Source organism: Burkholderia sp. NLJ2 (assembly GCF_049487195.1).
GTDB lineage: Bacteria > Pseudomonadota > Gammaproteobacteria > Burkholderiales > Burkholderiaceae > Burkholderia > Burkholderia pyrrocinia.
Map to the genome: position 1 here is coordinate 1402915 of NZ_CP137810.1, position 13963 is coordinate 1416877.

Annotated in this window: 13 protein-coding genes; 3 read left to right on the plus strand and 10 right to left on the minus strand. The window is 66.7% G+C overall.

What is annotated here, in order from left to right; genetic code table 11:
• Nucleotides 1-149: 149 nt before the first annotated feature.
• Nucleotides 150-623 (plus strand): nuclear transport factor 2 family protein, encoded by a 474-nt coding sequence (locus tag R9B84_RS28565; protein ID WP_423763506.1) that lies wholly within the window; start codon nucleotides 150-152, stop codon nucleotides 621-623.
• Nucleotides 624-709: 86 nt separating this feature from the next.
• On the opposite strand, the gene R9B84_RS28570 is transcribed toward R9B84_RS28565, so the two are convergent.
• A complete protein-coding gene (locus R9B84_RS28570) occupies nucleotides 710-982 on the minus strand; it encodes a hypothetical protein (RefSeq protein ID WP_423763322.1) in 273 nt (90 codons plus the stop codon).
• Between the two features lie 392 nt (nucleotides 983-1374).
• On the opposite strand from R9B84_RS28570, the gene acnB reads away from it, so the two are divergent.
• The gene (gene acnB / locus R9B84_RS28575) at nucleotides 1375-3960 is read left to right on the plus strand and encodes a bifunctional aconitate hydratase 2/2-methylisocitrate dehydratase (RefSeq protein WP_423763323.1); all 2586 of its coding nucleotides are present in this window, start codon (nucleotides 1375-1377) and stop codon (nucleotides 3958-3960) included.
• A 117-nt stretch (nucleotides 3961-4077) separates the two neighbouring features.
• On the opposite strand, the gene R9B84_RS28580 is transcribed toward acnB, so the two are convergent.
• The 4 genes from R9B84_RS28580 to R9B84_RS28595 form a co-directional block, all read right to left on the minus strand.
• The gene (locus tag R9B84_RS28580) at nucleotides 4078-4491 is read right to left on the minus strand and encodes a PPC domain-containing DNA-binding protein (protein WP_423763324.1); all 414 of its coding nucleotides are present in this window, start codon (nucleotides 4489-4491) and stop codon (nucleotides 4078-4080) included.
• 128 nt (nucleotides 4492-4619) lie between these two features.
• On the minus strand, nucleotides 4620-5642 hold the full coding sequence (locus R9B84_RS28585) for a 2Fe-2S iron-sulfur cluster-binding protein (RefSeq protein ID WP_423763325.1): 1023 nt from the start codon (nucleotides 5640-5642) through the stop codon (nucleotides 4620-4622).
• Between the two features lie 13 nt (nucleotides 5643-5655).
• Nucleotides 5656-7323 carry a hydroxylamine reductase gene (gene hcp / locus R9B84_RS28590; RefSeq protein ID WP_423763326.1) on the minus strand — a complete coding sequence of 556 codons (1668 nt, stop codon included), beginning with the start codon at nucleotides 7321-7323 and terminating at the stop codon, nucleotides 5656-5658.
• Nucleotides 7324-7519: 196 nt separating this feature from the next.
• Nucleotides 7520-7732: a DUF3079 domain-containing protein gene (locus R9B84_RS28595; RefSeq protein WP_423763327.1), complete on the minus strand. Its 213-nt coding sequence runs from the start codon at nucleotides 7730-7732 to the stop codon at nucleotides 7520-7522.
• A gap of 168 nt (nucleotides 7733-7900) precedes the next feature.
• Between R9B84_RS28595 and R9B84_RS28600 the strand changes: the two genes are divergently transcribed.
• Nucleotides 7901-8035, plus strand: a complete 135-nt coding sequence (locus tag R9B84_RS28600) for a RidA family protein (RefSeq protein ID WP_423763507.1) — start codon at nucleotides 7901-7903, stop codon at nucleotides 8033-8035.
• A 15-nt stretch (nucleotides 8036-8050) separates the two neighbouring features.
• On the opposite strand, the gene R9B84_RS28605 is transcribed toward R9B84_RS28600, so the two are convergent.
• The 5 genes from R9B84_RS28605 to R9B84_RS28625 all read right to left on the minus strand — a co-directional run bounded on the left by R9B84_RS28605 (nucleotide 8051) and on the right by R9B84_RS28625 (nucleotide 13914).
• On the minus strand, nucleotides 8051-8602 hold the full coding sequence (locus R9B84_RS28605; RefSeq protein ID WP_423763508.1) for a GNAT family N-acetyltransferase: 552 nt from the start codon (nucleotides 8600-8602) through the stop codon (nucleotides 8051-8053).
• Nucleotides 8603-8770: 168 nt separating this feature from the next.
• Nucleotides 8771-10171: an MFS transporter gene (locus R9B84_RS28610; RefSeq protein WP_423763328.1), complete on the minus strand. Its 1401-nt coding sequence runs from the start codon at nucleotides 10169-10171 to the stop codon at nucleotides 8771-8773.
• A 30-nt stretch (nucleotides 10172-10201) separates the two neighbouring features.
• On the minus strand, nucleotides 10202-11446 hold the full coding sequence (locus R9B84_RS28615) for an NAD(P)/FAD-dependent oxidoreductase (protein ID WP_423763329.1): 1245 nt from the start codon (nucleotides 11444-11446) through the stop codon (nucleotides 10202-10204).
• The gene (locus R9B84_RS28620) at nucleotides 11443-12405 is read right to left on the minus strand and encodes a VOC family protein (protein ID WP_423763330.1); all 963 of its coding nucleotides are present in this window, start codon (nucleotides 12403-12405) and stop codon (nucleotides 11443-11445) included. Before R9B84_RS28620 ends, R9B84_RS28615 begins: the two co-directional genes overlap by 4 nt.
• Before the next feature lie 18 nt (nucleotides 12406-12423).
• The gene (locus R9B84_RS28625) at nucleotides 12424-13914 is read right to left on the minus strand and encodes an aldehyde dehydrogenase (RefSeq protein ID WP_423763331.1); all 1491 of its coding nucleotides are present in this window, start codon (nucleotides 13912-13914) and stop codon (nucleotides 12424-12426) included.
• Nucleotides 13915-13963: the final 49 nt, after the last annotated feature.

Genomic DNA, 13963 nt, shown 5'->3' on the forward strand with positions numbered 1-13963 from the left:
CACACCGGCGGGTCGAAACCGGCATCGCGTGCGGTACTGTCGCTCACGTCGCGCAGCGCCCGTTTGATTTCCGATACAGTGGCTTGCCCGATATCATCGGGCCGTCGCGTCGAGACGCCACTTCATCTACAACGACAGCCAATCAAAAGATGAGTCACTCCAACACCGATTTGATCCAGCGCTTTTACACTGCCTTCCAGCAACGCGACATCGACGCGATGCTCGCCTGCTATGCCGACGACGTCGTCTTCAGCGATCCCGCGTTCGGCGAATTGCGCGGCGAACTCGCGCGCGACATGTGGCGCATGCTGGTGGCGCGCGCGCAGGAATTTTCGCTGACGTTCGGCGAGGTCGACGCGGACGAACAGACCGGGCGCGCCCAGTGGGTCGCGCACTACAGGTTCACCGCGACCGGCCGCATGGTCGTCAACCGGATCGACGCGCGCTTCCGGTTTCGCGACGGGCTCATCGCCGAGCATCGCGACACTTTCGACCTGTGGCGCTGGGCGCGTCAGGCGCTTGGGCTGAAGGGCGCCCTGCTCGGCTGGACGCCGTTCGTGCAACGCGCGATCCGCGCGCAGGCGCGGAAGAATCTCGACGCGTATCGGGCGAAGCGGAGATAGAACACGCGCCGCTGTTGCTTCATCGTGGCGTTGATCAGGTCAGAATGCCGTCCGGGTTCGTGAGACGGCGCTGGCAATGCAAGCGCTCAGCGGCTTCGGGAGTGCGAGCCGGCGAGCCCGACGCGCCCTTTGCCATAGCGATAACTCGCGACCGCGATTTCGTTGTTCGGATAAGTCGCCGGCGTGACGCCGCCGGAGCCCGCCTTGGCGGCAGGGAGCATCACGCCGTCCTGAAAGTAGATCCAGCGCTTTTCGCCGCACCATACGGCCGGCGTCACCCCGTCCGCGATACCGTGAATCGTTGAGCCCTTGGTCTCGATCCCGGAATCGAGACCAAGGGCTTCCGTGGCCGGGCACATGCCGTAGTCCGACGCGGCCTCGTACGGCCCGCCTCTGTTCCGCAACACGAAAGCCAGCCCCGACAGGGCCGACCTGGCGTCAGCGGACGACCCAAAATCGCAGCCAGGCAGCCCGCCGCCAATCGCCTCCCTTCAAGCCGACAACCGCAAGAACCACGCGGAATACCTTGCCCGCAATGGCGCTCATGCCAACCTCCGGCGCACGCCCGGCAAGGCCGACTCCCCCGTGCCGCCACGCTCCCCCGCGCTTCGCCCGCCAACTCTTATATAAGACATAAGACATTTGACGTTACAGGGTATTGAGATTAGAATCCCGCTCAAAGCAGTGCCTGGAACAGCCTCGGAGTGCCGGAAAGGCCTTCCCCTCAAACGCCATATCAGCAGGTCTCCCCATGCTTGAAAACTTTCGTGCTCACGTGGCCGCCCGCGCCGCGCTCGGTATTCCTCCCCTGCCGCTGACGGCTCAGCAAACCGCCGAACTGGTGGAACTGCTGACGAACCCGCCCGCCGGCGAAGAGCAGACGCTGGTCGAACTGATCACCTACCGCGTGCCCGCCGGCGTCGACGAAGCCGCCCGCGTGAAGGCCGGCTTCCTGGCCGCCGTGGCCAAGGGCGAGACCGCCTGCCCGCTGATCTCGCGCGAGCGCGCCACCGAACTGCTCGGCACGATGCTGGGCGGCTACAACATCCAGCCGCTGATCGAACTGCTGTCCGACGATGCAGTCGCGGCCGTCGCCGCCGACGCGCTGAAGAAAACCCTGCTGATGTTCGACCAGTTCCATGACGTGAAGGAACTCGCCGACAAGGGCAACACGCACGCGAAGGCCGTGCTGCAAAGCTGGGCCGACGCCGAATGGTTCACGAGCCGTCCGGAAGTGCCGCAAAGCCTGACCATCACCGTCTTCAAGGTGACGGGCGAAACCAACACCGACGATCTGTCGCCGGCCCCGGACGCCACCACCCGCCCGGACATCCCGATGCACGCGCTGGCGATGCTGAAGAACGCGCGCCCGGGCATCACGCCGGAAGAAGACGGCAAGCGCGGCCCGGTCAAGTTCATCGAGTCGCTGAAGGAAAAGGGCCACCTGGTCGCCTACGTGGGCGACGTGGTCGGCACCGGCTCCTCGCGCAAGTCGGCCACCAACTCGGTGCTGTGGTTCACCGGCGAGGACATCCCGTTCGTGCCGAACAAGCGTTTCGGCGGCGTGTGCCTCGGCAGCAAGATCGCCCCGATCTTCTACAACACGATGGAAGACGCGGGCGCGCTGCCGATCGAACTCGACGTGTCGCAGATGGAAATGGGCGACGTGGTCGAACTGCGCCCGTATGACGGCAAGGCGCTGAAGAACGGCGAAGTGATCGCCGAATTCCAGGTCAAGTCCGACGTGCTGTTCGACGAAGTGCGCGCCGGCGGCCGCATTCCGCTGATCATCGGCCGCGGCCTGACCGCGAAGGCACGCGAAGCACTGGGCCTCGCACCGTCGACGCTGTTCCGCCTGCCGCACCAGCCGGCCGACAGCGGCAAGGGCTTCTCGCTCGCGCAGAAGATGGTCGGCCGCGCATGCGGTCTGCCGGAAGGCCAGGGCGTCCGTCCGGGCACGTACTGCGAACCGAAAATGACCTCGGTCGGCTCGCAGGACACCACGGGCCCGATGACCCGCGACGAACTGAAGGATCTCGCGTGCCTCGGCTTCTCGGCCGACCTCGTCATGCAATCGTTCTGCCACACCGCCGCTTATCCGAAGCCGGTCGACGTGAAGACGCACCAGACGCTGCCGAACTTCATCAGCACGCGCGGCGGTATCGCGCTGCGCCCGGGCGACGGCGTGATCCACTCGTGGCTGAACCGCATGCTGCTGCCCGACACCGTCGGCACCGGCGGCGACTCGCACACGCGCTTCCCGATCGGCATCAGCTTCCCGGCAGGCTCGGGCCTGGTCGCCTTCGCGGCCGCCACCGGCACGATGCCGCTGGACATGCCGGAATCGGTGCTGGTCCGCTTCAAGGGCAAGATGCAGCCGGGCGTCACGCTGCGCGACCTCGTCAACGCGATTCCGCTGTATGCGATCAAGCAAGGCATGCTGACGGTCGCGAAGCAAGGCAAGAAGAACATCTTCTCGGGCCGCATTCTCGAAATCGAAGGCCTGCCCGACCTGAAGGTCGAGCAAGCGTTCGAGCTGTCGGATGCGTCCGCCGAGCGTTCGGCCGCCGGTTGCACGGTCCACCTGAACAAGGAACCGATCATCGAATACCTGAACAGCAACGTCACGCTGCTGAAGTGGATGATCGCGCAGGGCTACCAGGATCCGCGCAGCCTGCAGCGCCGTATCGCGGCGATGGAACAATGGCTGGCCGACCCGCAACTGCTGTCGCCGGATGCCGACGCCGACTACGCGGCCGTCATCGAGATCGACCTCGCCGACATCCACGAGCCGATCGTCGCCTGCCCGAACGACCCGGACGACGTGAAGACGCTGTCCGACGTGGCCGGTGCGAAGATCGACGAAGTGTTCATCGGCTCGTGCATGACCAACATCGGCCACTTCCGTGCGGCGTCGAAGCTGCTCGAAGGCAAGCGCGACATCCCGGTCAAGCTGTGGGTTGCCCCGCCGACCAAGATGGACCAGAAGCAGCTGACCGAAGAAGGTCACTACGGCGTGTTCGGCACGGCCGGTGCGCGTACCGAAATGCCGGGCTGCTCGCTGTGCATGGGTAACCAGGCACAGGTGCGCGAAGGCGCGACGGTCATGTCGACGTCGACCCGCAACTTCCCGAACCGTCTCGGCAAGAACACGAACGTGTACCTCGGCTCGGCGGAACTGGCGGCGATCTGCTCGCGCCTGGGCAAGATCCCGACCAAGGACGAGTACATGGCCGATATGGGCGTGCTCACTGCCAACGGCGACAAGATCTACAAGTACATGAACTTCGACCAGATCGAAGACTTCAAGGAAGTGGCCGACACCGTGCAGCTGTAAGCACGCTGTCGGACTGCGGCGGGTTGTTGCCGCCGCAGCGCCACGCAATGGCGCCGCAGGCTGAATGCCTGCGGCGCCATTTTTTATGCGGCTCTTATCGGCGCCGCCTCGCGACACTTACGCGGCAGCGCCGCCCGGCTCGCGACGGATCACCAGTTCGTTGAAGCCGGTGCCCGCATCGGGTTCGCGAGAAAAGCGATGCGCGGGAAGCAGCACGAGCAGGATCTCGGCGGTCGTGCGCACCACGCAGCCGCTCGCCACATGGCCGCCCGTCACGCGGCCGCCCGCATCGGAAATGGACATGTGCAGGTGCGCGCCATCCGGCGACACCGAACCGGCCAGCGTCAGGATTTCGAGGTCGCCACGCAGTTCGGTCGGCAGATCGGCACCGGCAAAGCGCAACTGCGCGACGCTCAGGCTGCCGATCCCCTGGATCACGAATGCCGCGTGCGCACCGTGCGGACGCAATGCTTCCTCGATGGATGCGCGCAGATCGTCGCCGGGGGACAGACGCAGAGGATGGGCTTGCATGGTCGAGAACCCTCTGGTGGACCGTGGTATCGACAAAGAGTACGTTCGACCCGTGAATCCGGCAAGTCACCCGCGCCCAGGAAAACCGCCCTCGCCTCGCGGCAACGCGCAGGCAACGCCCGCACGCATCACCCGGTAAACCGCTCGCTCGCGAACTGCGCATCCGGCACGCCCGCCGCGACGGCCACTTCCCGCACACCCTGCACGAGCGGCGGCGGCCCGCACACGTAAATGTCCGGCGGCGCAGCGGCCTGCGCGAGCGCCGCGCGCAACGCGTCGACCGGCGTGCCGCGAAACCCGGCCCACTCCGCGTCCGGCCGCCATACGCACAGATCGACCTGCAACTGCGGCAGGTCGGCCTGCAAGCGCGTCAGCTCTTCGAGCATGAACAGTTCGCTTTCCTGATTGACGCCGAAGAACAGCCGCGCGTCGATCATCTCCTGATACTCGGCCATGCGTCGCAGCATCGACAGGATCGGCGCGAGCCCGGTGCCGCCCGCGACGAACCAGCGCGGCCGCAGGCTGTCCGCGAACAGCCCGAAGCCGCCCATCGGCACGCGGACCGTCAGCGGATCGCCCAGCCGCGCGCGCTCGCGCAGGTACGTCGAGAACCAGCCGTCCGGCCGCAGCCGGATCAGGAACTCGAGGCGGCCGTCCCAGTTGCTCGTGTTCGCGAGCGAATACGGGCGGCGCAAACCGCTGCCCGGCATCTCGAGTTCGGCGAACTGACCCGGCTCGAACTCCACGGCCGAGCCGAACGCGTCGTCGGGCTCGACTTGCAACTCGACGCGCATCGTGTCGGCGGCGATCGTGTCGAGCGTCGCGATCCGCGCGGTGCGCACGGGCACCGAATGCAGCAGCACCTTGGCCCGGTCGTACGGTGCGGCGACCCGCAGATCGCCGCGCGGCGTGGTCCGGCACAACAGGACCGCGCCGCGCTGGTCGGCCGGCAGCACACCGGCGCTGTCGGCCAGCATCTCGTACGCACCGTCGACGACGGTCGCCTGGCACGCGCCGCAGCTTCCGCGCCGGCACTGCGACGGCAGCGTGATGCCGGCTTCGGCCGCCGCCGCGAGCAGATCCTGTTCGACGTCGCAGCCGAAGCCGAACCGTTCGCCGTCGCGCGTCGTGATCTCGATCCGATAAGTCATCGAACGATCCCGCTCACGCGGCCTTGCGCGCCAGCGACGCGGCAAGGTCGGCACCGGCGTCGCCGATCGGCTGGATGCCGAACTGCTCGACCAGCACCGCGAGCACGCCCGGCGTGACGAACGCCGGCAGCGTCGGCCCGAGGCGGATGTTGCGCAGGCCGAGCGCGAGCAGCGTCAGCAGCACGGCCGCCGCCTTCTGCTCGAACCACGAGATCACGAGCGACAGCGGCAAGTCGTTCACGCCGCAATCGAACGCGTCGGCGAGCGCCGTTGCGATCCGGATCGCCGAATAGCTGTCGTTGCACTGCCCGACGTCGAGCAGCCGCGGAATGCCGCCGATATCGCCGAACGCGTGCCGGTTGAACCGGTACTTGTTGCAGCCGAGCGTCATCACGACCGTATCGTCGGGTGCCTGTTCCGCGAACTCGGTATAGTAGTTGCGGCCCGGCGCCGCGCCGTCGCAGCCGCCGATCAGGAAGAAATGGCGGATCTGCCCGGCCTTGACCGCGTCGATGACCTTGTCCGCGACGCCGAGCACCGCATGCCGGCCGAACCCGACCGTGATCGTCTCTTCCGGCGCCGTGGCCGGAAAACCGGGCAGCGCCTGCGCGGCGCGCATCAGCGTGGAGAAATCGTGATGCTCGAGATGGCGCACGCCGGGCCAGCCGACCGGCCCCGTCGTGAAGATCCGCTGCCGGTATTGCGGCATCGGCTCGATGATGCAGTTGGACGTCATCAGGATCGGCCCGGGGAAATGCGCGAAGTCGCTCTGCTGGTCCTGCCACGCCCCGCCGTAGTTGCCGGCCAGGTGCGGAAATGCGTTGAGCGTCGGGTACGCGTGGGCCGGCAGCATTTCGCCATGCGTATACACATGGATGCCCGTGCCGGCCGTCTGTTCGAGCAGCGCGTGCAGATCGCCGAGATCGTGGCCCGACACGAGGATCGCCTTGCCCGCCACCGGCGACACGCGCACCGCGGTCGGCTGCTGCGCGCCGAAGCGGCCGGTGTTCGCGCTGTCGAGCAGTTCCATCACCGTCAGGTTCAACCGGCCGAGATCGAGCGCCTGTGTGAGCAGCGCATTGACGTCGTCGGGCTCGCTTGCGAGAAACGCGAGCGCCGCCTCGATGCCCTCGTAGATATCGTCGCGCTCGTAGCCGAGCACCCGCGCATGATGCGCGTAAGCGCACACGCCCTTCAGCCCGTACAGCACCAGCGCACGCAGGCCGACGATGTCCGCGCCCACCTTGTCGAGACCCGAGTCGATGCCGACGGCGGCGGCCTGTTCCAGCAGTCCGGCGAGATCGCCCGCGGGCTTCCACATCGCGGGCCCGTGCAGCACGGGGACGACCGCTTCCATGGCCCGCGCCCTCGCTTCGCATGCGGCCTTCACGCGGTCGCGTGTCTGCGCCGCATCGCGCAGCAACGCGACGAAGCGCGCCGAATGGAAGTTCACGTTGGTCAGCGTCGTGAACATCGCGTACAGCACGAACCGATCGGCTTCGCGATCGGGTGCGCCCAATGCGCGTGCGACCGCGCCGTATTGCGCAATGCCCTTCACCGCATGGACCAGCAGGTCCTGCAGGTCGGCCGTCGTTGCATCCTTGCCGCAGTTGCCTTTCGCCGATGCGCAACCGGGCCGCGCGCCGGTCCGGTCGGTCTGTTCGCATTGATAGCAAAACACGGTGCTCTCCTTTCTCGATCATGGGGGCGCGGGTCGGTGCGAACGACGGCGGAACGCGGGTTCCTTGCCGCCGGGCATCCCGCCCGCTTCAAGATGCGTTTTTCATGCATCTTTTTCATGATGTTTCGGCACGCCTTTCACCACCGTGATGCAGATCAAGAAACGGGGCGCTGGCCGGTGAGGCAACTTGTCGCTATCACTGCCCGCCGGCTTCGGTTGCGTTTTCGGTATCCGCGCATTCGATGCCCCAGTCGCCGTATCGATACCAGTCGTCGCCGAGTAGCTCGCTCGGGTGCTGCGTGCGGCTGGAGCCGTTGCCGCAACGCATCGCGCGCGCGGGGCAGTAGTTGTCGCATCCCCAGCAGACCCTCTCCGGATGCACGGGGTGAAGGGGGAATTTCTTGGCCATCGCGCGTTGTCTTCCCGGCGTCGTTTCGTTCGCTACCGTTCGACTCTAGTTCATCGATGCACACCGGCAATGCGGCATTGTTTCGCAGTGGCGGCAGTGCATCAGCCAGGCACGCCGACGCGATTGGTCTAGTCTGTCCGCGATTTCGATTCGAGCCTGTTTCCGCACATTCGCGAGGTTCGCGATCGCTGGGTCAATACCGCCTGCCCGCCCGCGAGCGCCCTCGTCGGTGTCTCCTCGTTGTTCCGCCCTGACGTGCTGGTTGAAGTGGACGCGTTCGCGATCGTTCCTGCCGCGACGTGATCCGCCCCTGCCGCATCACCCGCGGCGATCGCTCGCCAGCAATCCGTACAGCTCGCTGTCCGACACTTCATCGCCGACAATCCAGCGTTCGCGCAGCAGCCCTTCCCGCGCGAAGCCCAGCCGTTCAAGCAGCCGCGCCGACGCCACGTTGCGCGGATCGATATCGGCTTCGAGCCGGTTCAGGCGCAGCGTGCCGAATGCATGATCGATCACGGCCGACGCCGCTTCGCGCATGTATCCGCCGCTCCAGTACTTGCGCCGCAGGCTGAAGCCGATCTCGGCACGGCGGCATTGCTCGTGCACATGGAACAGCGAGCATTCGCCCAGCGTTTCGCCGGTTTCCCGCGATTCGAGTACGCACACGAAATCCTGTCCGCTGGCGGATGTCTTCAGGTTGCGCGCAACGCGCTCCGCTGCCTGCTCGATGTGCGTCATCGGCGAGAACGAGAAATAGCGCATCGCTTCGGCATCCGACCAGATCTCGAAGAAGGCCTGCGCGTCTGCGTCGCGAAGCGGCCGCAGGACGAGGCGGGATGTATTCAGCGTGACAGGTTCGAACAGGGGCATGGCGACGATCGGACGAAAATCGGGATCGTGAATTAGACCATGCAAGCCATACGCCAACAATTGCATGCGTCCGCACCGCCCGACGATGCGACCGGATCGCCCCAAACAAATAGGCCCGGACATCGCCCGGGCCCCTCTTTTCACCTCATCCGTCACCGCCGGCTGCGCTTATGCCTCAAGCGCCTCGAGCACCTTCCCCTTCGTCTCGATCCCGACGAAGTGCACGGTCACTGCCGCGATCAGCGGCACGATGCCGATCAGGTAGAACGCCGGCGCGAGGTTCCCGCCGATGATCGCGTGCGGCACGACCATCGGCGCGACGAACGACGCGATCTTCAGCCATGCGCTGCCGAGCCCGCAGCCCGACGCGCGGATGCTGGTCGGATACTGTTCCGGCGTGTAGACGTACGCGGTAATGAACCCCGACGCCATCAACCCGAGCGACAACGAGCAGAAGATCGCGACGACATACACCGACGATGCGTGATAGATGCCGGCGAACGCCAGCGACAGCGCACACAGCACGAACGACCATACGATCACCGGCTTCCGGCCGAGCTTGTCGACGAGCAGCGCCGACGCCAGCGACCCGAGCACGCCCATCACCGAACCGATCACCGCGAGGTTCAGCGCGAGTTGCAGCGGCGCGTGATAGAAGTTCTTGTAGATCGTCGGCAGCCACGTCGACAACCCGTACTGGATGAACCCGCAGGTCGCCCACAACGTCGCTACCGCGAGCGTGCGCTTGCGATACGCGGCGCTGAACAGGTCGCTCATCTTGCGCTTCGGATGCTGGCGCACCATCTCGTCGAACGCGGCCGCCTGCGTGACCGGCGGCAGCTCGCCGCGCACCGACGCTTCGAACACGCCGACCGCGCGCCCGGCTTCCGCGAGCCGCCCGCGCGATGCGAGCCAGCGCGGCGATTCCGGCACGAGACGCGTGAGCACGAACGACAGGATCAGCGGCAACCCGCCGACGAAGTACATGATCTCCCAGCCGAACCGCGGCACGAGCCACGCACCGAGCGCCATCGACACGAGCAGGCCGATCGGGAACACGATCTCGTACAGCAGCACGAAACGGCCGCGGCCATGCGCGCGTGTGATCTCGTTGATGTACGTCGCGGCGACCGGCAGTTCGCCGCCGAGCCCGAGCCCCTGCAGGATCCGCAGCAGCACGAACACTTCGAAGGTCGGCGCGAAGCCGCACGCGATGCTCGTGACGCCGATCACGGCCGAGCTCCACGCGATCGCCTTCACGCGGCCGTGCTTCTCGGCCAGCGCGGGAAACAGGAATGCGCCGATCAGCTGGCCGATCGCGCCGGACGCGATCAGCATGCCGATCTGCGTCGGCGACAGCCCCCATTTGTGAATCAGCAGCGGCAGCGTCGCCGCGATCGTGATCACGTCGAAGCCGTCGAAGAACGTCGCGGTGCCGATCAGCACGCGCGCGCGGATCTGCATCGCGTTGCCGGGAAGCCGCTCGAGCCGCGCGATGATCGCGCCGGGCGTGGAGGCGGCAGCTTCCATCGTGGCGCGACCAGCCACGACGTTGTCGAAAGTGCTCATGCGGGGTGTCTCCTTTGTCTCGTCGCCCGGTCAGGCCAGTGCCTTGCTCGTGTCTGCCAGGGCTTCCGTATCCACTGCCCGGCCCTGGTTCATCCACTTGCGCGCGAGCTTCAGCTCACGTGCGTTGTTCACGGCGATGACACCTCTCACATGCCCATCGCCCACGAAAAACAGCGTCGCGCGGCGCGCGGCGAGATCGCCGCGCACGACAAGCTGCGCATCGGCCGGCAGATCCCCGAGGATCTGCAGGTTCACGTCGTATTGATCCGACCAGAACCACGGAATCTCCGCGTACGGCGCACGCACGCCGAGCACCGCTTTCGCGGCCGCAATCGCCTGGTTCTGCGCATTGGCCCACGATTCGAGCCGAACGCGCCGCTTCAGCCAGCCGTTGTGATGGTTCGCGACGTCGCCGCACGCGAAGATCGCCGGGTCGCTCGTCGCGCCGAATTCGTCGACGACGATGCCGTCGTCGACGGCCAGCCCCGCATCGCTCGCGAGCGATGCGTTCAGCGCGAGGCCGATGCCGGCCACCGCGAAATCGGCGTCGATCGTCGTGCCGTCGGCGAGCGTCGCACGTACCTTCGATACGTCGTCCGGCTGCGCGTCGAGCGATGCGAGCGCCGCGCCGAGACGCACGTCCACGCCGTTCGCGCGATGCAGGTCGAGCAGGAAATCCGACACGATCTGCGGCACCGAACGCCCGCACAGGCGCGGCGCGCCTTCGACCACGACCGCCTCGACGCCGAGCTTGCGCGCGGTGGCCGCGACTTCGAGGCCGATCCAGCCGCCGCCGATCACGAGCACACGTTGGCTGGCGCGCAGCTTCTCACCGAGCGCGGCCGCTTCGTCGAGCGTACGCAGATAGTGCAGGTTCGGTGTCTTCACGATCGTGTCGGGCAGGCGGCGCGACGTGCCGCCGGTCGCGATCACGAGCCGGTCGTATTCGATCTCGCGGCCGCTGACGGTCGTCACCACGCGGCGCGCGCGGTCGATCGATGCCGCGCGTTCCGGCTGCCACGCTTCGACATTCAGCGCGTCGAATTCGTCCGGTCGCACGACGCGCACGGTTTCGATATCGGCGTCGCCGGCCAGCACGGCCTTCGACAGCGGCGGCCGTTCGTACGGCAGGTGCGCCTCGTCGGCGATCATCACGAGGCGGCCCGTGTAGCCTTCGGCGCGCAGCGTCTTCAGCACCCAGCCGGCGGCCTGGCCGCCGCCGATCACGACGACCGTGCCGGGCGCGGCGTGCTCCTGTGTGTTCTCTTCGCTCACGATTTGCGCTCCGTCATGAACTTGCCTTCCGGCGCCTTCGCGTTCTTCTGCCGGCGCGTGTTGCCGTCGAGGCCACCGTCGACGGCCCACTCGGCAAACACGGTCGGGCCCGGTTCGAATTCGCGCGGCTGCCATTCGGGCGTCAGGACGTCCTCATCCGCGTAGTACTCGATCAGCCCGCCGGCCGGATTCTGGAAATACCAGAAGTACGCGGACGACACGGGGTGGCGGCCCGGGCCAAGTTGCGTTTCCCAGCCGCAGCGGTCGATATGCATGCCGCCGCCGAACACTTCATGGATGTCGCGCACGGTGAACGCGACGTGGTTCAGTCCGCGTTTGCCGTTCGGCAGCGCGAGCAGGAACAGGTCGTGGTGGCCGCCGTGCGGCGCGCAGCGCATGAACGCGCCGCGGCCCGGGTAGCGGTCCGACGTCTCGAAGCCGAGCAGCTCGTGATAGAACTTTTCCTGTGCGTCGAGGCAGTTCGTGAAGAACACGACATGCCCGACCTCGACCGGCTCCGCGTGTGCATAGATCGGGCTCGGCTGGTCGACGCGCAACGTCTGGCCCCACACGTTCGACGGCGAGCCCGTGATGTCGAGTTCGCGCTTGCGCGTGACTTCGACGCGGATCGCCATCCCGTTCGGGTCGGTGCAGCCGAGCGCATCCTTCCGTGCGTAAAAGCCGGGCTGGCCGGCGAGCTTGCCGCGCAGCGCGTCGAGTTCCTGCTGCGTCGCGACGCCCCACGTGACCTCGCGCAGCGTCGGGCCCGCTTCGAACGCGGGTGGCAGTGCCGGATCGTCGGCCTTGACGGCCAGCACGGTGCAGCCGTTCAACGTCTCGAAGCGTGCTTGCGTGTCGTCGTGCGCGACCTCCTTCAGCCCCCAGTCGGCGAAAAAGCGCCGGCAGGTCGCGAGATCGTCGACGCCGTACGTGATCTGCTCGATTCCCAAAATGCTCATTGCGTTTTTCCCCTTCGCTCAGTTCGCCCACGGCAGCGGCGCGTCGTTCAAACCCCAGTAGAGGCTCTTCTGCTGCATGTACTCGCGGATGCCGAGACGCCCCTTCTCGCGCCCCATCCCGCTCTCCTTCCAGCCCGAGAACGGCGTGGAGATCGAGAACAGCTTGTACGTGTTGATCCAGACGGTGCCCGTTTCGAGCGCGCGCGCGATGCGCCAGGCACGCTTGTAGTCGCGCGTCCAGATGCCGGCGGCAAGGCCGAACACGCTGTCGTTTGCCTGCGCGATCAGCGACGCTTCATCGTCGAACGGCATCGCGACGAGCACGGGCCCGAAGATTTCTTCCTGACAGATGCGCGCGCTGTTCGGCAAGCCTTCGAGAATCGTCGGCTGATAGAAGAAGCCGTTCTCGCGCCCGTCGCCCGACGGCCGTTCGCCACCGCACAGCAACCGGCCGCCTTCTTCCAGGCCCAGTGCAACGTAACGCTCCACCGATTCACGGTGTTTCGCGGTAATCAGCGGCCCCATCTGCGTATCCGGCCGCGTCGGGTCGCCCACGCGCAGCTTGCGTGCGCCCGCAACCAGGCGCTGCATGAATTCGTCGTACACCGCGCGCTGCACGAACAGCCGCGAACCCGCGATGCACGCTTCGCCCGACGAGCTGAAAATGCCGTACAGCACGCCGTTGACCGCGTGATCGAGATCGGCGTCGTCGCACACGATCGTCGGCGACTTGCCGCCGAGTTCGAGCGACACGGGCATCAGCTTCTCGGCGGCGATGCGAGCGATGCCGCGACCCACTTCGGTGCCGCCCGTGAACGACACCTTCTTCACCAGCGGATGACGCACGAGCACGTCGCCGATCACCGAGCCCTTGCCCGGCAGCACGCTCAGCACGCCCTTCGGCACGCCGGCTTCCTCGCAGATGCGCGCGAGTGCAAGCGACACGAGCGGCGTGACTTCAGCCGGCTTGAGCACCACCGCGTTGCCGCCGGCGAGTGCCGGTGCGAGTTTCTGCGCGTCGGACGCGATCGGCGAATTCCACGGCGTGATCGCCGCGATCACGCCGATCGGCTCGTACACGCTCATCGTCAGGTAGTCGCCGCGCGACGGCGTCAGTTCCTCGTCGAGCGTTTCGAGGCAGGCCGCGAAATAGCGGAACGTGTTCGCCGCGCTGGCCACCAGCACGCGCGTCTCGCCGATCGGCTTGCCGTTGTCGCGACGCTGCAGGTTCGCGAGCGCCTCGTGGCGCTGCATGATCAGATCCGCGATGCGGTACAGCACCTGCGCGCGCTGGTGCGGCTTCAGCCCGGCCCAGTCGGCTCGGCGCCATGCAGCGTCGGCGGCCTCGACGGCTTCGGCCGCGTCTTCCGCGTTCGCCGTCGACACTTCCATGTTCACCGACTGGTCGGCCGGATAGATGCTGGCGTAGGGCGCGCCACGGCCGCGCCGCCACTCGCCGCCGATCAGGATGTTGCCGTCGGGTACCAGGCTCGTATCGAAAGGTGTCATTTCACAAGTCCCACAAATCTGTCTCTGCGCACCCGCCCTCGCCGTGGCG

Bases quoted from the DNA above. Each gene is read 5' to 3' on its own strand.
- R9B84_RS28565 (WP_423763506.1), top strand. From the start codon at position 150: ATGAGTCACTCCAACACCGATTTGATCCAGCGCTTTTACACTGCCTTC.
- R9B84_RS28570 (WP_423763322.1), bottom strand. From the start codon at position 982: ATGTGCCCGGCCACGGAAGCCCTTGGTCTCGATTCCGGGATCGAGACC.
- acnB (WP_423763323.1), top strand. From the start codon at position 1,375: ATGCTTGAAAACTTTCGTGCTCACGTGGCCGCCCGCGCCGCGCTCGGT.
- R9B84_RS28580 (WP_423763324.1), bottom strand. From the start codon at position 4,491: ATGCAAGCCCATCCTCTGCGTCTGTCCCCCGGCGACGATCTGCGCGCA.
- R9B84_RS28585 (WP_423763325.1), bottom strand. From the start codon at position 5,642: ATGACTTATCGGATCGAGATCACGACGCGCGACGGCGAACGGTTCGGC.
- R9B84_RS28595 (WP_423763327.1), bottom strand. From the start codon at position 7,732: ATGGCCAAGAAATTCCCCCTTCACCCCGTGCATCCGGAGAGGGTCTGC.
- R9B84_RS28605 (WP_423763508.1), bottom strand. From the start codon at position 8,602: ATGCCCCTGTTCGAACCTGTCACGCTGAATACATCCCGCCTCGTCCTG.
- R9B84_RS28610 (WP_423763328.1), bottom strand. From the start codon at position 10,171: ATGAGCACTTTCGACAACGTCGTGGCTGGTCGCGCCACGATGGAAGCT.
- R9B84_RS28620 (WP_423763330.1), bottom strand. From the start codon at position 12,405: ATGAGCATTTTGGGAATCGAGCAGATCACGTACGGCGTCGACGATCTC.
- R9B84_RS28625 (WP_423763331.1), bottom strand. From the start codon at position 13,914: ATGACACCTTTCGATACGAGCCTGGTACCCGACGGCAACATCCTGATC.